Source organism: Runella sp. R5_40 (assembly GCF_057652295.1).
On the sequence record NZ_JBYFCH010000009.1, the window covers coordinates 149,825 to 174,585 of the forward strand.

The following is a 24,761-nucleotide window of genomic DNA, read 5'->3' on the forward strand; positions in this document are numbered from 1 at the left end:
CGCAAAGTTACGGCTTATTTCCCGTAATTTTTCACCACTACTTTTTCGGAAGTATAGACAATTCGGTTTTGGCCATTTTCATGGTATAACAACCCTAACTGATAGGTTCCTGGAAGAACATTATCTTGAAAAACCCACGCTTCAAACCCTTCTTTGAAATAATTACGTGTTTTTAGAAACGCTTTCCGATCACGACTAGGTGTCAAACGGGCCGCCGAAATATAGGAAGTAGAGTCATTTGTAAGCAAAACAAACAGTGCATTTTTCGCTTGACTTTGGTCGATAGCTATCGACGAGTTTGCTATTTTTTGAATCAAAATTCCACCATAAGCAGGCAGCGTATCCACCTGATGTGTAAAAGGAACTACACTCAATTTAGTTGTGTCTGCTCTCGTAGTTGGAATTGTCAACGAAGTATCAAGGGGTAAAACGTACATTTTTCGTTGAATCGACTCATCAAAATATTTTTTGGTCACGCTATTGGTCATCGTTTCTAGTTTCCCGCTCACCCGACCATGTGCCCGCAACGACAGCGCATCTGCCACCAGCGAATTTCGGAAGTTAACCACTTCAGGCGCGGCAAACAGGTAGGTTCCCAAGAAAAAAAGCCCACCAAAAAGCGTCATTCCAATAGCCACAAACTTGCGCACCTTTTGGGGAACCAAAATGAGCAGCGTCGAATACAAGGCCACCATTGCCATAACCGAATAAATCATGTAACGCGCGGGGGTTTCTAAAGCTTGGCCAGCACGGGCAGTTGCTACCCCCAAGCCCGTAATGAGCAACCACGCCAACAATGCCAACAGGGATAAATTTTCGGGTTGCTGGGTAAAGGTGGTCAGGATTGTGGGGCGAGAAAAGGTGGACAACTCTTTACTCCTCTGCCGAAAGACCGAAATCACAAACGTCCCTCCTACCCAAGATGCCAATGTGAGCAACGCCAAAGTGATAGCTCCCCCCAGCACGGCAACTTCGGGCAAACGCCCACGCAGGTACGACGCCCCAGCACCAAAAAATGAAAGTAAAGTAAGGAGTGAATTTTTGAAACTTTTGTCCTGATTTAATGACCCAAAGCCAAAAGGATAATACCAATAAAAAGCAACCGTCGTGAGAATACAAGCCAGCAACCACACCAACGCAGCACGGTAACGATACTGAAGTAAAGGAATCAACAGCCCAACATACATACCAAATAGTCCGTTTCCATTGGTATAGGTTAGCAAATAACCTCCTATAATTGCTCCTGCCAAAGTACCCCACTTAGGGACAGCAAGTAAATAGTAGGTGATAATACCCACCACAAAAGAAGCGGTATATTGCCAAAGTGCGGCTGCCCAAAAAATATTCTCGTGATACGCAGGCGTAAAAAGAAACAGCCCAACTGGAAATACAAGATAAAAAGGCAATTTATTGGCAGACAGCACTTTCCAGAAATAACCAAACAAAATAGCCACCAATACACTACCCGCCAAAATCAACGTTCGGTAGTTGACTTGCCCCGTCAACAAGTAATCAATCCAAAAAGCAAGCTTTGCTGTAATCACCCCATGGCCATTGTGCTTGAACTCCAATGCTTGAAGAAATGCCTGAAATGTAGGGGCGTCCGTAAACTTGATGATATATTCCAAATAGGCATAATCATCAAAATAAGGGACATTGACTGCATTCTGAAATACGAAGCGATAAAAAACAAATGCAATGCTAAATAGCAGGAATGCAGCGAGATAATTAAAAAATTTCATGCGGGCGACACTTGGCGAGCCAGCAAAGATAGCCTATTTTTGCCAAAAACATTTCATCAATGACACGCTACTTATATATTGTTCGGCACGCAACCGCAGAGGACTCTATTTCTTTCTTTAAGGATTTTGAACGTGAACTTTCTGCTTATGGTAAAGCTGAAGCTACTCGCATGGGCCGTTTTTTACATACTAAAGGGCTTGTCCCCGACTTGCTCATCAGCAGTTCGGCTCCCCGTGCGTTTCAAACTGCCCAACTTTTGGGCGAACAATTAGGCTACAGCAAAGATAAAATTCAAAGCACCCGCGACTTGTACGACGGAGGCCCAAGATCTTACATCAACACCGTTAATCGTGTTCCTGAAAACTGTACACACTTGATGATTATTGGGCATAACCCTGACGCAAGTTACTTTTCAGATTACTTAGCCAACACTGATATAGATTCTATGGTAAAAGGTGGCGTGATTACCATTGCCTTTGAAAACCTTCAATGGAACGAAGTTTCTGCCGAAACAGGAAAGTTTATTAGTTATGATACTCCACCCAACTTTTAAATTAATGAACCGAAATCGAAAAATATTTATCATTGTTAGCATCGTTTTTATTGCCATTTTTGTAGGCATTGCCATTGATATGGCAAGCCGTACAACCGCTCCTTGGAACAAGAAAAAACAGCTTGTCAGGGCATTTGATGTCACCAGCGATGCCGACTCTATTGGAATTGATACTACTACTGTCAACGTTAAATAATAAAGGCGGCCTGCGGGCCGCCTTTATTATTTACTCTATTTTTATTTTCGCTTCTTCTTCACCGTAAACGGCACACATATATCCACAGGACAGCAATTCGTCCCCGCTTCGATGATGACTGGACAACAGCCGTTGGCTGGGCACGTCTGGTTCGTCGCTGTGAAGGTATAGACTCCCACTTCTGAGAACAATACCACATTCCCCGTCGCGACCGACGTTGTACCTCCATTTTTGAACCACTGTACGTTCGTTAAATAAGCTGGCAGGCTCACTTCCAGTTTTTGATTTGGACATAAGTCAAACGGCACCGTGAAGCACTGTTGGTCGATGTCGTCTTCACCACCTTTGCCATTGCCTGGTGTGCTGTCTCTGTCTTTCTCGTTGGTCTTGCTGATTTCGGCCGTGTTCAAATGGATACCCGCCTGCGTTGCCTTCACTTGGTAGCGTAACGTCACCGTATCGCCTCCCGCAGCGATGTTGCCTATGTTCCACTTAATCACATTGCCACTGATTGTCGCACTACCACGACTTGCCACAAAGCTGCCGCTCACAAATTGAACCGTCGTCGCAACACTATCAACAACCTCTACACCCGTCGCGTTCTTGGTCCATTCGTTCCACACTTTTATCGTGTAAGTCAACACATCACCAACGCGTGCGATTTTTGTATTAATCGACTTCTTCAACGCCAAGTCAATTGTATCGATACAGCTTTGCGCATTAATCGTCGCTGGTACACGGCTTGTGCTCACTGCCGTTGGACAGGTCGGGTCTGTGCTACGTGCTTGGGCGTAGAAAACCGTGTTCGCCGTCACTGTGCCACTTGGTTTGTAATTTAAGCCTGTTGATAATACCGTTCCGCCCGTTTGCTGGCTAAACCATTCTACCGTCGCTAGTCCTACCACCGTCGCTTTCAACGTTGGGAAGGTATCACCGATACAAGCCGTCAAACTTGGCGTCAACAACTGTGGCATCGCTGGGTTACAGTTACAATTCACGCCCGCAATGATCGTATCTGACTTACAAACCGCGCTTAAACTGTCAGTAATAATCACATTCTGACCCGATGGAATGCCTGATACCGTGTAAGGATTCGTGCCGCTCAACGTGCCTTTGCTCACTTTCACAATGCCTAACTGATTATTGATAGTGAAGGTAAAGCTATAGGTTTGGGCGTCGTTAGAACATACTGGGGCCGCTGAACTAATCGACGATTTGATACAAGGTTGTTGACAAACTGGGACAATCACTTTCACCGTATCTTGACAACCATTTACCAAATACACAAAATCAAATGACTTGCCTTGGGCAGTAGCGTTGGTGATACTTACCAAGCCAGCACTGTTCACCGTCGCGCCCGTTGGGTTACCCGTCAACGCTGACCATGTTCCTCCCGTCGGCGTTGCTGATAGTTGAACGCTCGCTGGAACATTGCCATTTGAGCACACCAACGTAGTATCTTTGCCTGCGCTTGGTTTGGGGTTAACCGTCACCACTACATTCGCTGTGTCCTTACAACCAGCGGCGTTTTGAGCAACCAAAACGTAGGTCGTCGTACCCGTTGGTTTTACAGAACTTGGCGTTGCTACTGCTGTGCCGCCCGCTGTGCCGACTGTCCACACTGGACTCAAATACGTATTGTAATTGGTAATCTTCGACGTTAAATCCACTGACTCACCTGCACAAATTGTCGCAGAACCGTCGGCAATCACTGGCTTGGCAAGTACAATCACTTGCGCTGTATCTGTACATGTTTGACCGCCTGAGGTAATTGAATACACAAACTTATACGTACCTGCTGCATTCAAACCACTGATATTACCACTGGCGTCTATCGTCGCTGCGCTTGGGTTGGCGGGGCTAACTATTGGTGCCCATGTGCCGCCTGCCGTCACTGCCGTCAGTTTCGCCGTACTCGTCGGTTGACATACCGAGGCCGCATCAGCACCTGCATTTGGCTTCACACAACCCGCACATGGGGCTACCGTTACTACAATCGTGTCTTTGCAACCTGCGGCCGTGGTGTAACTAAATTGATACGTTCCCGCTACCGTCATACCCGTTACGTTATTACCCGTAATCGTCGCGCTAGCAGGAGTCGTTCCGATTTGTGACCACGTTCCACCCGCTGGACTTGGCGACAAGGTTATACTTGTTGCTAACGTATTCGTCGCGGCATTCACGCACACCAACGTCGTGTCTTTACCCGCATTTGGTTTGGCATTCACTGTCACTACCACATTCGCCGTGTCTTTGCAACCAGCTGCATTTTGAGCAACCAAGACGTAAGTCGTTGTGCCCGTTGGTTTCACTGAACTTGGCGTTGCTACTGCCGTGCCACTCGCTGTACCTACCGTCCACACTGGACTCAAGTACGTATTGTAATTGGTAATCTTCGACGCCAAATCAACCGACTCGCCTGCACAAATTGTCGCGCTGCCATCGGCAATCACTGGCTTGGCAAGTACAATCACTTGCGCTGTATCTGTACATGTTTGACCGCCTGAGGTAATTGAATAGACAAACTTATACGTACCTGCTGCATTCAAACCACTGATATTACCACTGGCGTCTATCGTCGCGGCGCTTGGGTTGGCGGGACTGCCAATTGGTGCCCATGTGCCCCCCGCCGTCACCGCTGTCAGTTTCGCCGTACTCGTTGGTTGGCATACCGAGGCTGCATCAGGACCTGCGTTTGGTTTTACACAACCTGCGCATGGTGCGACTGTTATTGCGACCGTGTCTTTGCAACCTGCGGTCGTCGTGTATATAAACTGATACGTGCCTGCTACACTCATACCCGTTACGTTATTACCCGTAATCGTCGCGCTAGCAGGAGTCGTTCCGATTTGTGACCACGTTCCACCCGCTGGACTTGGCGACAAGGTTATACTTGTTGCTAACGTATTCGTCGCGGCATTCACGCACACCAACGTCGTGTCTTTTCCTGCGTTTGGTTTGGCATTCACCGTCACTACCACATTCGCCGTATCTTTACAACCAGCTGCGTTTTGAGCAACCAATACATAGGTCGTTGTGCCAGTTGGCTTCACCGCACTTGGCGTTGCTACTGCTGTGCCGCCTGCTGTACCAACTGTCCACACTGGACTCAAATAGCTAGCATAGTTTGTAATCTTCGTTGTCAAATCCACTGACTCTCCTGCACAAATTGTGGCAGAACCATCAGCAATCACTGGCTTGGCAAGTACAATCACTTGCGCGGTGTCCGTACACGTTTGACCACCACTTGTTACCGAATACACAAACTTATAAGTGCCCGCTGCGTTCAAACCGCTGATGTTTCCACTCACATCTATCGTCGCCGCGCTTGGGTTGGCGGGGCTGCCGATTGGTGCCCACGTGCCTCCTGTCGTTACCGCCGTCAACTTCGCCGTACTTGTCGGTTGGCACACATTCGCCGCATCGGCACCTGCATTTGGCTTCACACAACCTGCGCACGGTGCTACTGTCACCGCGACCGTGTCCTTGCAACCTGCCGTTGTCGTGTAAATGAACTGGTACGTGCCTGTCACCGTCATGCCTGTCACGTTGTTGCCCGAAATCGTCGCCGTCGTTGGAGTCGTGCCCAGCTGCGCCCATGTGCCGCCTGCTGGACTTGGCACTAAGGTGTAGCTCGTCGCCAAAGTATTTGTCGCTGCATTTACACAGGCTAAAGTCGTGTCTTTACCCGCATTTGGTTTGGCATTCACTGTCACTACCACATTCGCCGTATCTTTACAACCAGCTGCGTTTTGAGCAACCAATACATAGGTCGTTGTGCCAGTTGGTTTTACTGAAGTGGGCGTTGTTACCGCCGTGCCGCCTGCTGTGCCTACTGTCCACACTGGGCTCAAATAGGTGGCATAGTTCGTGATTCTTGTTGTCAAATTCACCGACTCGCCTGCGCAAATTGAAGCACTACCGTCGGCAATTGTTGGCTTAGCATTCACCACTACTTGTGCCGTATCCGTACAATTCGGGCCACTGACCGAATACACAAAACGATACGTTCCTGCCACAGTCATGCCCGTTACGTTGCCATTGGCATCAATGGTCGCCGCAGCAGGGTTGGCAGGACTACCAATCGGTGCCCATGTGCCGCCTGTAGTAATGGCCGTTAGTTTAGCTGTCGTGACTGGTGCACAGACGCTCACATCATTTCCTGCATTTGGTTTGATACATACACAATTTGGAAGCGTAAATTTATCGGTGTCTTTGCAAGCTGTGGTTGTTTGAAAACCTACATTAATGGGAACATCCACTTGGCCATTGCTTGGCATATTGAAGTTTACCGTCACTGGCGATAGTACCCCTCCTGCAACATTGATAATACGGGTTGAATCTCCCGCGGTCACAACGATGTTTTCGCCCGATGGATTACCCGACCAGGACACTACTATATCCAATGGTGCTTTGTCATCTTTGCAAGCACCTACGTTTACTGCATCTATATTTAATACACAAACGGCTGGCTGACACGGCAAAGGTGTGCGTATGGTCTTGCTATCCTTGCAAGTGCTAGTTCCACTAAACACCGCATTAAGTACATAATCTGTATTATTGGCAGGAAGCGTAAACGATACCAACGCGGGCGAGGTCGCTGTCGTCAAGTCAATGGTTTTGGTTACACCATTGAGGGTAACGTTGATATTTTGTCCACTTGGCGCATTTGCCCAAGCTACAAACACATTGGCTGTTACTTCACTGGCAGTACCTGTCCATACGCATGGACTGAGTGTATAATTCGTGATTTTGACATCACAATTCGTATCTTGATAAATACCCAAATCCCATGTACGGTCATCCTCGCCTGCATCTAAGGTTGTTACAATCGTAATGATACCATCAGAGTCTAAAGCATCATTCCCCCCCTGATTGCTGGTGGTGGTTACGTAGCCTGCTGGCGGATAAAACTTGGCAAAGTAATCGCCAGGTTGCAAGGTAGAGAACAAATATTTACCCGCACCATCAGTCACCGTAAAGCCGACAAATAGATCGGTAGTAGGATCTGAAATGCCATCGCCATTGTCTTTATAAAGTTCCACGCGCACGCCTGAGACCCCCGTTGCTCCGTCGTCCTGAATACCATTTTTGTTGGTATCTATCCATACATAATCACCATACACCGCGGGTTGAATGGGTTTGAGTTTAATCCCCACTTTAATAGGCTCGGCAGCCAATAGTGGTTGATTATTGTCGGTACGAGTAGCGACAAACCCAAAAGAATTCCACGCAATTTCGTCATTGGTAGGGGCATCTACTGGCGCTCGCATCGGCCAGCTGAACACCAACGAATCGCCGCCAATCAATGTTTTTGTACCAAAATCAATTTTTACCGCCTGAACTTGCGTAATATCCAAAGGTGGCGTCACGCTCCAGTTAGGAGGTGTACAACCCGTTGGGAAAGGCGAAGGGTCAGAGGGTTGCTTTACTTCATCGCGGCAAGGATTAGAAACAGTTGTATAATAAACTGTTACCCCTGCTGGCGCAGAAATTGGATTGGCCAAGTTGGGTCGCCACTGACTCTGGCGAGGTTGGGGATCAATCACGCCTCGATCGCCCACAAAAGGTAAAATATCAATGATTTTGATGTCTTTCATCACCACGTTACCTGTATTTTTGATGATGAGACGATAGTCTGCGTCTCCACCTGGTACCGTTTGCCCAAAGGCAGGATAACGAGAATAGGCAACATCGCATAACCCTTTGACCCATTTGATGGATTCCATCGACGCAGAAGCTGCAATATTGATTTCACATTGCCCGTGATTTGTATTAGACCTTCCTACCAACTCAGTGGTATTTCCGTCCAAGTCCCAATCCTTCGTATCCGTAAAATTACCAAAGTTGTAGTCTGGCGCATTCGCAGAAGCATTGGAGAAGGTAGCAATAAAATCGGCATTATAAGGCCCAGGGGGAAGGGCTGGCGAAATCTTTACGGAAACACGCACAGTAAATCGTTCACCGTAAGGCACTACCGTTCCGCTTGGGAATGTCCAGCGATATAAATCTCGTAGCACCCCTCCCGTTGTTATATAATTAGGAATAATCTCTAAGGTAGGCGGCGTAATACCAGTATTATTAGCAAAAATTACGGAACCTGGCACATAAATTGAGCCCGAAGGAATTAATAAAGCACAGACTGGATTTAGACCGTTTGAATACCCGATATCTGCGACTAACGTACCAGAAAAAGTCACCGTTCCTCCCGCGACTTGCACGCAATCCGACGAATGGGCTACACTATATATAGCCCTGGAAGTAGTAGGCCGTGGTTGTAAAGTCACCGAACTATTACACACCGTTCGTCCTGCTTGGTTGGGTATTCCTGCTGTTGTACTTGTCCACTCCATGCAGTTAGTGACTGTTTCGGCAACGGTCACCTCACCTATTGCTTTAAAATGCAATATCTGGCTACTCGACAATATCGAAGCGTTGGGCATGAAAGGACTTGTTAAAACAAACTTAATTTTTGTAAAGTAAGTCCCCGAAGGAAGATCAGGAACGCCTACACCAGCACCCAATGCAACCCAGGTACTTCCCGACACATTGGTCTGGTACTCAATGTGGTGAATATCCTCCCAATCAAGTACCCGTACCCCATTGTATTCCGCATCTTGGTCTATGATAGCGTTGGCGGGGATGGTTTCGATGATTTCCACATTTTCCAAAGGCACGTTTCCAGTATTGGTAAAACTCCACCCATACGAAAATCGCTGGCCTGGAAAGTAATTCCCACTTCCACCTTTGGTCAATACCGCAGCAGTGACAGGATTTGCTAATGTCGTTGTCTCTATTAAATCAGAAACACAGTTGCCTCCCACATTGTCGCCATTATTGAGCACAGCCGCACTCCCTGAAAAAGGAGTGTAATCAACCGTAGCAGTATTGGTCACGACATCGGATGCATTAAAAGTAGGTGAGTTAAATTTCACCTGAATATCTAAATTAAAGTAAAAACTTTCCCACGTGCCATTGCCATATTGTCGTAAGGTCAAATTGGGTATAGTGGCAGTAACCACCCCTGCGGAATAGGTTCCTGTCCCGACTTGGGTACCGTTAATGTGAAACACTTTGGCACTGATAAACTCTGCATTGGCGGGTAAATTATCGGTTACGGTAATATTCGTTGCCTGCAAAGTTCCAAAGGGGGTAACCAGAGGGTTAGAACCTCCGTTTGCAGAAACCCGAATCCGATACGTGGTGATGTTGTTGATAGCCCCACCATTGAGCAATGTTTTCAGGGCACAAATCCGAGGGACGGCCGTCACATTGATACAATGATTTTTAGCGCCCGAAGTAGCCCCACTGCCATCGGTTATCTCAGCGGTTGTGCAAAGTTGGGTATTATTGGGCGTGGTCAGGTTGTTGGTTCTGACAATAAACTCCAATACACCCGTCGAGCCCGATGGCACTGGGTTAATAAAGGTTATCGTCAGTTTTTTGGCCCCTACCGTATTGGTAAACACAAAGTTCGCCACTGGGGCGTGGGTAGTTCCTACAAATTCGCCCACGGTATAAATATTATCGGGCAAATTAATAACGGCCTTTACATTGGAGGCGTTTCCTGTGGTACTGGAAACAGAATAATTTAATTGAAGCGTGTACTTATCCCCCGATTGAACGGTGGTCAAGTCATTTTTCTCTTTGTAATCCAACGAAATCGTTACCTGTGCCTTCGCACACAAGACAGTTCCCAGTAGCAAGGATGTCAGATAAAATAACCTACGGATTTTTGGATAAATAGAAGGAATGTAGATGTACTTTTTCATGGGTAAAATGTTTGGAATAGTATGTATCAAAGACCATCCCAAAAAGTACACAATTAACCAAAACGGATACATACGGCTCCTTATAGGATACCAAAGGAAGAATCAAATAAAATTACTTGCGAAGACACCTAAAAAAGCGAAAAAAAACCTCAGCTACAATTATGATGCCGACAAGAAAAACGCCCCTCTAAAACCTAAAATTAATTTACAAATAAGATACTCATTGAAGTTATGCCTGCATGGAATTTTGTTCAAAATCAATTTAACAAAAAAATATTAAAAATTACACAACTATTTGATTTTAAAAGACATAAATAAAAATAAATTCAACAAAAAGACATATAAATACATAAAACTATCAAAATAATTATAACGTTTATTTATTTATAATGGATACTTTTAAATAGAAAGTCATGAATCAAATCCCAATATATATAACTCATAAAATTTTAATATTCCAACACTATAAATACATATACTAATTTTTATTTTTCTCAAAAAAAAACACCTGCCCAACTTGACTTTAGGCTACTTAAATATACCAAAAATAACTTCCATTTTGGTATTTGCCAATAGGGACAAAACAAGCTTTTGACCTACAAAAGCATAAACAGACTAAAGCCGATAAGTTTACTAGCTAAATTTGGTATATAGACTTATATCCCACTAAATAATAGTATTGAGGTTTTTCGACTGCAATTCATGTTTTGCGCGCCGACTTATTGGGAGAAAATGCCCTTCCTCAAGCTCTACTTGGCTCTTTTCAAAGTCTATTTTTTTGACGAACTTTTTCTGAACCAAAAAACTACGGTGTATTTGCAAAAAGCGGCCTAGAGGCAGATGTTGTTTCAACAACGTCAGCGATTTTTTAAACGCATAACGCTTGGTCTTGGTCTGAATGAAGGTGTAGGTACGTTCTACCTCGATATACAGAATGTCTTTAATCGCAATAATTTCACCGCGAGATGTACCCCTGATAAATTGTGGTTCTTGCCTGATTTGTTGCGATAAGATTCGGATAGCGCTCTCCAAGGTATTTGTATGAAAGGGCTTCACTAAATAAAATACGTGCGTAAAATTGGCGACCTTCTCATAGATTTGGGGCACGTCTTCATTGATGATTAATATAATCGGAATTTGGAAAGCCCCTAACGATCCCAAGCATTCCTTGTCTTGGGCCGTTGCATCTTCAAAAATCGTCGCAATAATTAAGTCCACGTGACTTACTTCAATCAAATCAAGTCCTTCATCACAAGAGCCAACTTTACCAACGATTGAGTAGCCTAAATTAGAAAGCAGGAGTTCAAAATGAGAGTTTTCCAGCGGATTGGATTGGATAAACAAAATATTCATAGGTGAGAATAGAGTGGTAAAAACCAGAAATCTTGGGCAAAAGAATTACTTATTATAATAAATACCTAAAGAAAATCTACAAACGTTTGCTTAAAGGGTATATTCGATTTATATCAACATGTTTAATAGGCATATAAAATATGTCTATTAGAAAAGTGTAGAATTGACACAAGTATAGTTTCGTAACCGTTTTAATACCTAATATACCCATTCAATACCGTTTAATAAGTAGTCCCTTTTTAGCTTTAAAAAAATTCTTACTTTTGAAATCAGTATAGTTTACAATCGTTTACCCTACCAGTAATATGATACATATAGACCCTATTTCCAATCAAGTGGCTCCTCCCTACGTTAACATTTTTATTAAGCAAGAAGAATTACCACACGTTGTAGAACTACTTCTACAAACCAAGGTACCCTTTGTTGTGAGCCACCAACCTAACGATGTAAATGTGCCTACACCTTCGAGCTATGATGCTACAAACCAAGCTAGTATGGAAGACCCACCTTATGAGATGGGCGTAAGCTCAAAATCGCAAGAAGGGCATGTAAAGCGTCTTTTTTCTCTAAAGAAGGAAATTGAACGAATGATTGATTATTATTTATCGGCGGGTGAAGAGCCAAATGTAGAAGTTGTTGCCCAACGTTTAAACTTTAAAGTATCGGTATTCAAAACGCATTTTAAAGATGCTTATGGCAAACCATTTTATCAATTCTATATTGATAGAAAAATGGAGTACGCCGCCGAATTATTGCGAAAAGGAGTCAGGGGAGCACAGGTATCCCTACGAGTAGGGTATTCTCATCCCATTAAGTTTAATAAAATGTTCCAGAAGCATTTTGGGGTAACACCAAAAAAATACCAAGAAGCACTAAGTATTTATTAGAGGACCTCGTTCTGACAAGCCGTTGTTAGAAGTATAGCCAATGGGCTTTGACTCCATATTTTCGTGTGTATTCCAACGTCGGAGCAGGTATTTTCACTGTATTTAGCAGAAAGAATAATGCCTTTACGCCTTTTCGACGGGTTGGAATACGCCGAAAATCTATGTCTAACGACAAGTAGTATTGCCGATAAGGGTCATATCCTAACATCCTACTTTTTTCGATTTCTGCCCCTACCATATCGTGAATGCCGTATCCAAACGACACACTCAGCCACTTCGGAAAGCGAGAGGCTGGTATAAAAGAAGCTACATTGAACGAAAACCAGTACGTTTGTCCATTGTAATCCTTCAGCCATTGTTCACTGAGATTTTGCCCGAGTAGTTCGGGGCGAACCTTCGCAAGTGACGTCGGGTGAAAAGAAAATTTGGGAACAATACGTTCTTCGTTCCAAAGTGCATACTGACCTAGGTACAACGACGGCCCCAGCACGTTGGCCACCATGTCGGAAGGGGAAAAACCATAGGTCGGGTACTGAAATCCGTCCAAAATTTCGATAGGAGTCAAAAACAAAAAACCCGAAAGCGCACCGTACAAGGCAGCTTGCTTGCGGCTCACATTGGTTTGCTGATAAAGCGCCGCAGTATGGCGACAAATTTGATACGCCGTAAAGAAATGCCCTACCTTGTCGAGCTGTTGCCACTCGTGCGCATCGTCACTTACGTGGAAATGACTGAAATCATTGGTCTTGTACCACGCCTTGCTCAAGCCATAAATAGACCCAACGTAAGCTGCGCTCTCTCCCGCCATTATCCAATGCAAAGCTCGGTAATTGGGTTTAACGTTCAGCGAGTCTTTTTGTGCAAAAGCGCATCCTCTCGCCAACGTGAAAATACACAATGCTAGAATTACTAACTGTCGTCTAATTTGAGGCATTATGATGGTTAATAACTTCCTTGGTACTTTCGTACTCCCCATTCGGCTGTTGCCAACAACAACAACAAGAAAAACAACCACTTGTTCTGAATCAATTCGGACAAATCTTCAGCACTATCTAGGCGGTCGGGGGCCTTGTTTTTGAGCAAATAGTCTTTCAATTGTTCGATTTGGTCGGCCTTCACAAACTGCCCGCCTGTTTGTTGGGAAAGTGCCCGTAGCATTCCATAATCAGCCGTCAGGTTGAGGGTTTCAAGTGCCAAATCACGCACAATAAATTGCCCTGTCACTGATTCTATTTTGTTTTGCAAACTGGTCGTTGCTTTGTATTGATACACCCCTTGACCAAGACCACTCAACTCAAAACGCGAACTTCCTTCGGCGTTGGTGTAGGTATAAGGCTTGGTTTTTCCGCGTTCGTCCGTGATCTCAAGGCGAATGCTTTGTCCGTACGTTTTTTCGTAAATGTCGTTATATACTTCGGTTTCAAACGTCACTTTGTCGCCTACGTTGTATTCATTCGCCAACGGATAGACCCGAAACTTGCGTTTGTCTTCTTTGACCGAAATCAACTGAATCACTTTTTGAAGCAGTTCATCCACGGCTTCTTGTTTTTCGGTCAAAGCGTACTCTTCCATTCGCCATTGCCAAATCCCCTCCCCTGCCAGTACCGCCGACTTGCGAGCGCCGCCCGTGTTCAGCACCAACAGCGGCTTTGTAGTTTTGAGATTGCCTACGTTTTGATACAACACCACTTCACTCCCTGGCGATAAGCGATATTCCCCAAAAGGAACCGTCAACGGAGGCATTTTTTCCAAAATACGGAGTTTTTCAGGATCCAGGTTTAAGAGGTTAAAGTTAGGGTTAAACCGTCCCGAAACTTTATCAATTTGGCCTGGGTTTGCCATCACCGTCACGGCCGAATTGAGCTGACTGGCCTTGGCAGTATTGGCTTGCGAGCCTAAAATGAAGAAAAGAGGCGTATTATCGCGTTGTAAATAACGCTGAATGATATCTCCCCCGATGTTGAACAAATCGGGCAGTTGGTGCAAAATAATGAGGTCGTATTTTTTGTCGGGGTAAGTTTCAGCCGACGGGTTGACGCCAAACACTTTGACATCCACCTCGTAGTTGAGGTTTTTCTCTAAAATGGTCCGAATCGCTTTAATGTCTGGGTGCGTGGCCAAGGCCAATACGAGCACTTTTTCTTTGCCGTCAATGATGTCGAGATAGACATCGCGGCGGTTGTTTCGGGTTGTAAACTCTCCTTTCAGCGCCTCCACCTCAATGACATAATGTTGAAGCCCCTTGACGGCCGAAGTTGCTTGAAAAGAGATTTGTTTAAAATCATCCTTCTGGTTAAAAGTCACGCGTTGACTACTCAGCGTTGAGCTTCCTTGTCGGAGGGTCACGGTGACGGTCTGTCCTTGAAAACCACTGGCGACAATATCAGCGTTAATTGGGAATTGATTTCCCAAGTAGGCAATTTTATTGGCCGCAATGTTCTTGATACTAATGTCGCGTTTGGGCAAGGTATCCCCTACGCCTACGCTATGAATTCGGAATGGATAATTGGTAAAAGTGGGTGCAAGTCCTTGGTTGCTAATGCCATCGGTGAGCAGTACCACATCGGTCAAGTTACGACCTTCGTAATTACTCTTTGCTCCTCCCAGCATGTCAGCGAGATTGGTAGTAGGCTGATTAAAAGCCACTTTCGACAACTCTTCTTGGTAATTTTCGGAATTTAAGGTTTGAACGGCCACATCTATTCCTTCATCGGCGAGGGCTTCACGAAGGTTTTCGAGGGCTTCAAGGGCTTTTTTTCCATAGCTTGCTACCGATTCGGAGTTGTCAATCGCCAGTACCACCTTCGACTTATCGCTGAAAGTTTGGACACTTCTCAACAGCGGATTAAGCAGTAAAAAAGCGATGATACTCACCAGCGCTCCCCGAAAAAAGGCAAGCGCGTAGTTGGTTGTTTTACTCCAAATGGGTTTGGGTTGGTAAAGAAAAAAAGCATAGGCTGCCCCTGCCAACAAACACAATCCTACGTACCAATATGGTGTCTGAAAAATAATCTCGGCTGCAAACATTAGAGAATTATCGGTTATTTATTGTCCATTTTAAATCAGCTACCCGCTTTTATTCAATAACCTACCTTATTTTTATTTGTTACAGAAAAAGGCTTGGGATAAAAACTTCCCGAAAAGCTTGAAGCTTTCGGGAAGTTGAATCTATGTTTTACATCACCATTCCACCGTCCACTTGTAACACCTGCCCTGTGATGTATTTCGACATATCAGAGGCCAAAAACACGATACAGTCGGCTACTTCTTCGGGAGCGCCACCGCGTTTCAACGGGATTCCCTGTTTCCATTCTTCGATGGCTTTTTCGTTGAGTTCGCCCGTCATTTCGGTTTCGATAAACCCTGGCGCCACAGCATTGCAACGAATATTGCGTGAACCAAGTTCTTTGGCCACTGATTTTGTGAAACCAATCATTCCCGCTTTAGAAGCCGCATAGTTGGCTTGGCCAGCGTTTCCTGTCAAACCTACCACCGATGTAATGTTGATAATTGACCCACTGCGGGCTTTCATCATCACTTTAGTAACGGCTTTGGTCAAGTTAAAGATTGACTTTAAGTTAACGCGAATTACCTCGTCCCATTGTTCTTCGGTCATGCGCATCAACAAGCCATCGCGGGTAATACCTGCGTTATTAACTACCACATCAACCGTGCCGAAATCTGCCACAACTTGCGCGACAAGGTCTTCGGCCGATTTAAAATCAGAAGCATCTGAGCGATACCCCTTTACTTTTGTTCCAAATTGTTTGAGTTCTTCTTCTAAGGCTTGGCCTTTTTCGACGCTCGACAAATACGTAAAGGCCACTTGAGCCCCCTCTTGGGCAAAGCGAGTGGCAATGGCTTTCCCGATTCCACGAGAAGCCCCCGTTACGATAGCGACTTTGTTTTGTAAAAGAGACATGTATAATCAGTTTTGAATAAAATTATAGCTTAAAGACCATCCATTTACCATATTAATGCTTCGGGAGCTTCGTCAAAGTATTGTTTTAATTCACTATCTACTTTGGCCAATAAGCCCATTTTATAGTATCGTTGCATTTCCTTCCAAACGGTTGGATGGCTTTCTTTTAAAATACCATCTTTCAATTTTTCTAATAACGTTAAAGCAGCATTACTCTTTTTCTTTTGAACATACTCTGCTATTCGTGCTTTGTACATACTAAACGCGTTCTCACGTGCTTGCCGAAGAGGCTCCCGTTCTTCATGATTTAACCTTAGCATTTCCTCGTAACTATACTCCATTTTTTTCTTGTCATTTGCCGACAAGGTAGGTAACGGAAAAAACTTAAATGTCCCCGACAAGTCCAGTATTGCAAATTGAAGCGGGTCTTCAGTTCTAGGATTTATCAGTGCGGCCGCTCCAACTGGCGGCTGCGTTGCTGATTGACCTTTTGGAGGATTTACGACGGCAAAACTACCATCTTCTTGTTTAAAAATCGCAAATTTATTGTTTTTAGGCCCATTGCAAGGGCCACAAGCATATACATAGTTTCCCCAATCAAAGCATTTTTCAGGAAACAAATCTTTTGGATAGATATGCTCTACTTCATCTCCAAGTGAGTCTTCACAATACACACAACGGCGAGTGCTGTTGCACATTTCGGTAAGTTTTTTCTTAACTTCCTTAAAAGTCGCATTCGTTTTGGTATTTTTTTTTGGAAAAAGTTCTTTCGCCTTGGCGCTTCGCTCAGAAAATGTTCCCAGCTTATCTATGATTTCCTGAAAAGACTTCAAATCATCCAAAACTGACTGTGAAGGGGCAATATTTTGAGGTAGCTTAATCATCCTTCCAATGCTTTTTCCGTAGGAAAAATCTTTTTAAGCTCTATCAATTCACTTTCTTCGTTTTTTGACAGCGAGCCTAACAACGATTTAATATTTAGCTCGCCCAAGCGAGTCCGTTTATCATTGGCTTCGGTCGAAATAGTGACCGATTTCCCAAAAACCTCCGTACTGTATGCATCTAATACGTTGCCAAAAATAAGCCGTTCGCGGGGAATGCCATCAACCAATCCTGATGGAACAGTACTATTTGGCGCAGCCAAGCGCCAAATAGTACCTTTTTCCGCTGCCCTACAAATCAGAGGGCTATGCGTTGTAACAATAAACTGAATGTTAGGAAAATACTGGGTAAACCATTGTCCAATTTTGGTTTGCCAAGTAGGGTGTAAGTGGGCGTCCACCTCATCGATTAAAACCACGCCAGGTAAATCGATGACCATTGTACCTTTTCGGATGGTTTTAAAGACAGTATTTGCCCCATAGATACGTATCAGTTGACGAATCAATTCAAACGTTAGGCTCAAAATAGAACGATATCCATCACTCATTTGATTGACATGTACGGTTGTCCCATAACCATCTTTAAATACAACCCCTTCGGAGCTAATACTCTCAATGGTAGCATTATGAGGCAAAAAACTAGGGGAGTTGACCAGCTTTTTGATGTCATCTATAATATCTCCCTCTTCCTTTTGTTCTAATACCTGATAGTTAAGTTTTACGAGCCAATCCAATGCCTCAGTTAGAGCAACATCTTCTCCGAAAACTGACAAGTGAGCCCCAAGTTTTGGCTGTGAGTAAAATACTTTCGACCATTCAGGATTTCCACCCGCAAATCTTCGAAAAGGACCATAAGCCACTGAAAACCAACCATTCCCCTGCCCCCAGTTATATTTAAAAGGATCAGGTTTTAGGTCTTTTGATTCTCGCAATTCAACCAAACCATTGGTACGTCTTAGCTCTAAAATGTTCGGAATTTGTTCATTTTTAAGCTTTCTCTGTTTTCCTGTATGCTTGTCTTCACTGCTTGATTCGATGGCAAGGGCAATTTTTCCCTCATTTGAATTTCGATTTAGCCATTCTCGCCAGTCAGCCCGTAAACCTAGTACTTCTTTAGGACCAACTAACGCCAATGCAATTGCTCTCACTACACTCGACTTTCCAGCCCCGTTGTCTCCAATAATCACATGCCAACCCGCAGGCTGCTCAAATATCATCTCAAATGATTCAATTGAGCGAATATTTTGAATTTTAACCTGCTTGATGTACATAAGTTTACTGCTAAGTTGCTGTTTTTAGTGATGTTTAACTTACTTAGGAAACACATTCTCCTCCACCAATTGGCACAGGATATGCCCTAGTAAGATATGGCACTCCTGAATACGAGGGGTATCTTTGGAAGGAATATTAATCAAAAAATTACTTACTTCTTTCATCTTTCCTCCCGTTTCGCCCGTCATACCGACGGTAATCATGCCGAGTTTATTGGCCGCTTCGAGGGCTTTGACGACGTTGGGCGAATTTCCTGAAGTTGAAATCCCGACCAACACATCGCCTTCTTTGCCCATTGCCTCAATCATCCGAGAATAGATGACATCGTAGCTGTAGTCGTTTCCGACCGCCGTTACGTAGGATGAATTGACGTGCAATGCCTCCGAATACAAAGGTGGACGGTCGTAATAAAAACGGCCGCTAAATTCGGCCGCTAGGTGTTGGGCATCGGCAGCACTTCCGCCGTTTCCGCAAAAAAGTACTTTTTTACCCGCTTTGAAGGCTTCGGTCATCGCGGCAGCTACTTCTGCTACGGTATTGAGTAAAGTTTCGTCGGCTAAAACGCGATTTTTTGTATCAATGGAAGCCTGTACGATGGATTGAATTTTAGACATTAAAGTAAATGGTTGTGCCCGAAAAACTCGGTTCAAAGGTGATACAATGATTTTTAGACTAACCACTATACACCCCTACCGCAAAGAATGGGCCATCAATGAACGCGACAAAAATACAAAACTTACCCTAGGATTGCATCCCCAATCGACTAATCCTTACCGTTGGCTCTTTTAACTTCTCGATTTCACGGATGACTTCAACAATCCCGCGCAACGGAATGTTCACCCACGAAGGACGGTAGCTGATTTCGTATCCGAGTTCATAAACGGCTTTTTCGAGTAAGAAAAACAGCAATAAAAAGTTGATTTCGTTCTGACTTTTAAACAACGGATGCGGCCAACCAAAGGCTTCCAAATAGGCATCCATGTAGGTATCGCGCATGAGTTTGTACCAACGGTCGGAAACGATTTGAAGCTTTTCGGACGAAATGCCCTTGGTTTCGGCACTTTCAAACAGCTTGGCACTCACGGCATAGTGGTAGCTGCGAATCATCCCCGCTACGTCTTTGAGGGGACTATGTTTTATTTTTCGTTCGGCAATGGTGGCTTCGGGTTCGCCCTCAAAATCAATCACAATAAAATCGCCCTTGTCGGTCAGCACTTGTCCCAAATGGTAATCGCCGTGAATCCGAATCCGCAGCGAATCCAACGGCCGCGTTAGCATTTCGTTGGCAAAATCATCAATCAACTCCCGCGCTTCCATAAAAATCCACGCCAAACGTTGCGTCGGTTCATCGAGTTTGTCGTAATTTTCAATCAACAACGCATACCTACGGTCGAGGAGGTCGGTAAGGCGTTTTAGTAAAAAACTACGGTAAAAATCGTCAAATTTTTCAGGGGCAAAGGCTTCTTCTGCGCTAGGGGCAAACAAACCAAGGTGCATTTCGCCCGTGCGTTTACCCAACAACGCCACTTGCTCAAACACACTTTCGTTAATACCAAACATTCCCGACGGGACGCCGTACATAAAGTCATTGAGAAAATCGCCCGTTAGTGCCCAGTTGTCTTTTTCGGCCCGAATGGCTTGTTGCATCATGCCCAGCGTTACGTCGGGCTGCCCTGCTCGTTGCCACGTAATACTTCCCGCGTAGGCTGGAATGTTGCTAAAATCAGAGTGTTGGGTCAAAAAACTGACCATTTCCACCTCGGGGTTGGTTTGGTCAAAAAGTTTTCGGTACAATTTCATAAAGTATTTCCCGCCAAACAACATCGCCGAGTTACTCGAATCAACGGGCAATACGCGGCTGTCAATCACCTCTGGCGCGTCTGCCTCCGCCAGCCCTCTGCCTTTGGTCGCTTGCAACTGCCCGTCGTCGGTCGAAAGCGCAAGTTGACCATATATAGACGTATATAATTGATGCCTAAAACCCGCGTCGTAAATTGCATCAATCCATTGTGAGGTATCTGTTTTTTCAATCACTCCCTTGGCGGGAACTTCCATCTCTAACTCCACTTTCGCCAAGGGCAACTGGTATAGCTCGGGTGCTCCATCGTGGTAGGTCGCCTCCACTATCAAGATTACGGCATCTCCTACGGGTAAAGTATGAAGAATTTGAAATCCTTTTTGAGGGCGGGCTTTTCCCGCAAACCACCGACAAGTATTAAAATAAGTAGGAAACACCTGAGTTTCGAGGTGTTCGATTTGAGTAGTAGTCAAATGTATCATCTTCGGTTAAGTGTTTTGAAAAACAGTGGTATGCTGTTTCAAAAGGTAAATATACAAGTAGTAGGGAGTAAAGTAGAAACTACCAAATATAAATAGCCGTAGGACAGGGTCCTACGGCTATCGTTCTTAACCTAAACTAAATCGTATGAGAATTTTAAAATGAATATCTATTTTGAAATCTCGGGTCAAAGTTCTGCAAAAAACCAATCGCCCAAATCACCCGATATGCGCCATTTTTTTCGGCGTTTTCATGGCACAAAACTAGCAAATGCCCCTCAAAGCGTCGTTAAAAGCATTGTTAGGCTTTATTTAAGTTTTTTTGGGGTAGCTAACTATGGGGGTAGCTAAAAATGAGGGAGGTATCCAAATGAAATACGGTTTTTTGGGGAAAGAGGCTACTGAAAAGAAAGCCCTTTTCTGAAAAAATACGCAGAAAAAATGCTCATTTCCTGCATAAACAAACTTCACATTGGGATAACATTGGGCAAAATAAACCACTAAAAACGGGTGATTTCTGGCATACATGAATTGGGGAACTTTGTTGTGGCAATTGTTTCTAGTTGCCACGACAGATGTAAAAACCAAATTATCCAGTTCATCTATGAAAAAAAATCTATTGTTTCTGATGCTTGGTATGCTGCTAAGTGTCGGGTTCGTCCACGCCCAAAACCGCACCGTAACGGGAAAAGTTACTGCTAGTGCAGACGGCAGCCCACTGCCAGGGGTCAATGTCCTTTTGAAAGGCTCAAATACTGGTAGCTCTACCAATGCCGAAGGCGCCTACCAAATTCAAGTTCCTAACGGTGCTACCCTCGTTTTTAGCTTTATTGGTTATGCCAACAAAGAAGTAGTGGTAGGGAGCCAAACAACTATTAATGTTTCACTCACCGACGATGTCAAACAGCTCGGCGAAGTGGTCGTAACGGCCGTCGGAATCGAACGTAGCAACAAAACCTTGGGGTATTCGGTCGAGCGCCTTTCGGCAGATAAGCTCGTTCAGAAATCGGAGCCCGATGTGCTGAAAGCTATGCAAGGAAAAATCCCTGGGGTCACCATCAACGCCTCAGGAGGAACTGCGGGTAGTTCGTCGCGCATTACCATTCGCGGTGCTAACTCGTTTTTTGGATCGAACCAGCCTCTCTTTGTTGTTGATGGGATTCCTTACAACAACGACCTCAATGAAAGTGGCAACTTCCGCGACAACGGCGCCTCGTTCTCAAGTCGTATCGCCGACCTTGACCCCAACAACATTGCCTCAATGACGGTGCTAAAAGGAGCTGCCGCCGCCGCTTTGTACGGAACTCGGGCCGCCAACGGGGTGATTGTGATTACGACCAAATCGGGCACCAACAAACTTTCTAAAAAAGGCTTAGAAATTACGTACAATTCTTCGTTTTCGGCCGAAAAAATCGCCAGCTACCCCGACTTCCAAAACAAATATGGGGCAGGTTCGCAGCAGGTATATGCCAATGCCAACGGAACGTGGGGACCCGCTTTTGGTTTGGGACGAATCTACAACGCCGCAGGGGGTTGGACCAACACCACTGCTCCCGTTGACTCCATTCCTATCTGGGTGGGTTACAACACTTACGCAGCCAACTACCCCGCGATTGCAGCACAGTACGGCCTTCGCCCCAACGGCAATGTAGCCTACCAAGCCTATCCCGACAACGTCAAGAATTTCTTTCGTACGGGCAATGTCTATGAAAACTCCATTAGCATCACGGGTGGAGGCCCAAAGGCGAGCATCACTTCGGTGATTTCGCGCACCGACCAAAAAAGCTTTTTCCCTGGCTCGGCCTTTGAACGTACCAACATCAGCATTGGCGGAAATACCACCCTTGAAAATGGCATCGTCGTAGGTGCGAACTTGGCCTATACCAATACCGTTCAGGATAGCCCACTTTTTGGGGGTGATGGGACGTCACCACTCGCGCGGATGTTCCAACAGCCTCGTAACTGGCCACTCGACAAGCTTCCTTACGAAGATCCGTTTGGAAACGGTGTATTCTTCTTCCCATTTGGGCAAGCAGACAACCCTTTTTGGTCAATCAACAACAGCATTTATACCAGCAAGGTCAACCGCATTTCGATGAATGGTAGTCTTTTGTATGACATCACCAACTGGATGAATATCAGCTACAAAGGCGGCTACAACACATACAACGACAACCGCTTTCAGCGGATTTCGGCAGGGTCGCTTTCGGGTGCACAAGGCATTGGAAGTATGCAGTTTGATGCCATTTCTTTTGGCGAACAAGACCACAATTTGCTCTTGAATTTCAAACACGATTTGACGCCCGACATTGACCTCCGTGCCGTGATAGGTGCCAACTACAACGAACGTAAGTTTGACCAAACGAGTGTCAATGGTCTTGGGATTGTCACGCGGGGTATTGACCTGATTACCAACGTAAGCACCGTTACGCCCAACACAGGAAACACAGGCATGAGCAAGCGTCGTTTGTACGCGACTTTTGCGGATTTAACGCTAGGGTATAAAAACTACCTGTACCTTACGCTCACAGGGCGTAATGACAAGTCATCGACCTTACCCGCCAACAACCGCAGTTATTTCTATTATTCGGGAAGTGCTTCCTTTATTTTGACCGAAGCCTTGGGTATCAAGTCGAATGTGTTGAGTAACGCCAAACTTCGGGTAAGTTATGCCAAAGTAGGCCGCGACGCCGACCCTTACCAAGTGCTTAACACCTTCCGTATCAACTTGGGAGAAAGCTCTGGTTTAGTAGGCTCAACCCGTTACAACGACTATCCGTTCAACGGCCAATCGGGGGCTTCGGTAGCAGCTTCGGCTTTCGACCCGAACTTGAAACCTGAGTTTACCAAAGAAGTAGAAGTAGGAACGAACCTTGAGTTTTTTGGTGGACGCGCTTCGTTGGATTTGACGTATTATAACCGTTTGAGTACCGACATCATCGCCCGCCGTTCGTTGCCTCAATCATCAGGATATACCTCATTCGTCACCAACTTTGGTTCTATTCGTAACTCAGGAATTGAGGCAGGACTTACCTTGGTGCCTATTCAGCTCGCCAATGGATTTAAGTGGGATATTTTCACGGCTTACACCCAAAACCGTAACATCGTCGAGACGCTGGCGGAGGGAGTTGAAGAAGTAACGTTACGTAATATTTACACCAATCAGCCCATTCCTGTGGTACGCCCTGGCGAGTGGTTTGGGGTATTGCGTGGCACGGCAGTGGCTCGGGACGAAAACGGTAATGCTCTTATTAATCCCAACACAGGTTTGACTATTCCTGATACCAAACAAAAAATCATTGGTAACCCTAACCCTAAATTTACCTTGGCCGTTAGCAACACTTTCCGTTTCAAAGGCTTTACCCTTAGCGGAGTGATTGACTATCGTCACGGCGGAGATTTGTATTCGTGGACTAACCAGTTCTTGTTAGGACGTGGGGTAACGCAAGACACCGAAAACCGTGAAATACCTAAAGTAGTAGCGGGGGTTCTTGGCGATGCCAATACGCTCAAGCCATTGTTAGACGGCGATGGCAAACCCATTCCTAACAATATTCAGGTAATGGAAAACAACCTTTGGTTCCAATCGGCGGGTGGCTCGTTGGCCGTAAACGCCCCTAACGAATTTTCGGTTTGGGACGCCACAGTCGTTCGTTTGCGCGAGATTACTTTAGGATATTCGCTACCGAAAGGTTTGTTGGCAAAAACACCTTTTGGTTCGGCTAACATCACGTTGAGCGGCCGTAACCTTTGGTTTTTTGCCCCTAACTTCCCTAAACACTCCAACTTCGACCCTGAAGTAAACACCTTCGGAAACAGCAACACGCAAGGAATCGACCTATTTGCCGCTCCTTCTGTTCGCCGTTATGGGGTCAACCTAAGTGTTACTTTCTAACAACAAAACT

Annotated in this window: 14 protein-coding genes; 4 read left to right on the forward strand and 10 right to left on the reverse strand. The window is 45.1% G+C overall.

The annotated features are described in order from the left end of the window. Nucleotides 1-14: 14 nt before the first annotated feature. A complete protein-coding gene (locus AC23N5_RS17405) occupies nt 15-1,742 on the reverse strand; it encodes a hypothetical protein (RefSeq protein ID WP_487756565.1) in 1,728 nt (575 codons plus the stop codon). A 59-nt stretch (nt 1,743-1,801) separates the two neighbouring features. Between AC23N5_RS17405 and AC23N5_RS17410 the strand changes: the two genes are divergently transcribed. Next, the gene (locus AC23N5_RS17410) at nt 1,802-2,296 is read left to right on the forward strand and encodes a SixA phosphatase family protein (protein ID WP_487756566.1); all 495 of its coding nucleotides are present in this window, start codon (nt 1,802-1,804) and stop codon (nt 2,294-2,296) included. A 4-nt stretch (nt 2,297-2,300) separates the two neighbouring features. Beyond that, nucleotides 2,301-2,492: a hypothetical protein gene (locus AC23N5_RS17415; protein WP_183979359.1), complete on the forward strand. Its 192-nt coding sequence runs from the start codon at nt 2,301-2,303 to the stop codon at nt 2,490-2,492. A gap of 41 nt (nt 2,493-2,533) precedes the next feature. Here AC23N5_RS17415 and AC23N5_RS17420 read toward each other — a convergent pair whose 3' ends face one another. Then, a complete protein-coding gene (locus AC23N5_RS17420) occupies nt 2,534-10,264 on the reverse strand; it encodes an SdrD B-like domain-containing protein (protein ID WP_487756567.1) in 7,731 nt (2,576 codons plus the stop codon). A gap of 666 nt (nt 10,265-10,930) precedes the next feature. Then, nucleotides 10,931-11,617: a LytR/AlgR family response regulator transcription factor gene (locus AC23N5_RS17425; protein WP_487756568.1), complete on the reverse strand. Its 687-nt coding sequence runs from the start codon at nt 11,615-11,617 to the stop codon at nt 10,931-10,933. 305 nt (nt 11,618-11,922) lie between these two features. On the opposite strand from AC23N5_RS17425, the gene AC23N5_RS17430 reads away from it, so the two are divergent. Then, the gene (locus AC23N5_RS17430; RefSeq protein ID WP_487756569.1) at nt 11,923-12,504 is read left to right on the forward strand and encodes a helix-turn-helix transcriptional regulator; all 582 of its coding nucleotides are present in this window, start codon (nt 11,923-11,925) and stop codon (nt 12,502-12,504) included. A gap of 25 nt (nt 12,505-12,529) precedes the next feature. Here AC23N5_RS17430 and AC23N5_RS17435 read toward each other — a convergent pair whose 3' ends face one another. From AC23N5_RS17435 to AC23N5_RS17465, 7 genes are all read right to left on the reverse strand, one after another. Further along, nucleotides 12,530-13,438, reverse strand: coding sequence for a DUF2279 domain-containing protein (locus tag AC23N5_RS17435; protein WP_487756570.1), 909 nt, complete (start codon nt 13,436-13,438; stop codon nt 12,530-12,532). 8 nt (nt 13,439-13,446) lie between these two features. Next, complete coding sequence (locus tag AC23N5_RS17440) at nt 13,447-15,531, reverse strand: vWA domain-containing protein (protein WP_487756571.1); 2,085 nt, start codon at nt 15,529-15,531, stop codon at nt 13,447-13,449. Nucleotides 15,532-15,679: 148 nt separating this feature from the next. Next, on the reverse strand, nt 15,680-16,426 hold the full coding sequence (gene fabG / locus AC23N5_RS17445; protein WP_028526963.1) for a 3-oxoacyl-[acyl-carrier-protein] reductase: 747 nt from the start codon (nt 16,424-16,426) through the stop codon (nt 15,680-15,682). A 44-nt stretch (nt 16,427-16,470) separates the two neighbouring features. Continuing rightward, nucleotides 16,471-17,310 (reverse strand): HNH endonuclease family protein, encoded by an 840-nt coding sequence (locus tag AC23N5_RS17450; RefSeq protein WP_487756572.1) that lies wholly within the window; start codon nt 17,308-17,310, stop codon nt 16,471-16,473. After that, nucleotides 17,307-18,578 carry an AAA family ATPase gene (locus AC23N5_RS17455; protein WP_487756573.1) on the reverse strand — a complete coding sequence of 424 codons (1,272 nt, stop codon included), beginning with the start codon at nt 18,576-18,578 and terminating at the stop codon, nt 17,307-17,309. Before AC23N5_RS17455 ends, AC23N5_RS17450 begins: the two co-directional genes overlap by 4 nt. 39 nt (nt 18,579-18,617) lie before the next feature. After that, entirely contained in the window at nt 18,618-19,193 is a 576-nt protein-coding gene (locus tag AC23N5_RS17460) for a D-sedoheptulose-7-phosphate isomerase (RefSeq protein WP_122931509.1), read from the reverse strand. Between the two features lie 127 nt (nt 19,194-19,320). Next, on the reverse strand, nt 19,321-20,859 hold the full coding sequence (locus tag AC23N5_RS17465; protein WP_487756574.1) for a maltokinase N-terminal cap-like domain-containing protein: 1,539 nt from the start codon (nt 20,857-20,859) through the stop codon (nt 19,321-19,323). 601 nt (nt 20,860-21,460) lie between these two features. Between AC23N5_RS17465 and AC23N5_RS17470 the strand changes: the two genes are divergently transcribed. Continuing rightward, nucleotides 21,461-24,751 carry a SusC/RagA family TonB-linked outer membrane protein gene (locus AC23N5_RS17470; protein WP_487756575.1) on the forward strand — a complete coding sequence of 1,097 codons (3,291 nt, stop codon included), beginning with the start codon at nt 21,461-21,463 and terminating at the stop codon, nt 24,749-24,751. The last annotated feature ends 10 nt before the right edge of the window (nt 24,752-24,761 follow it).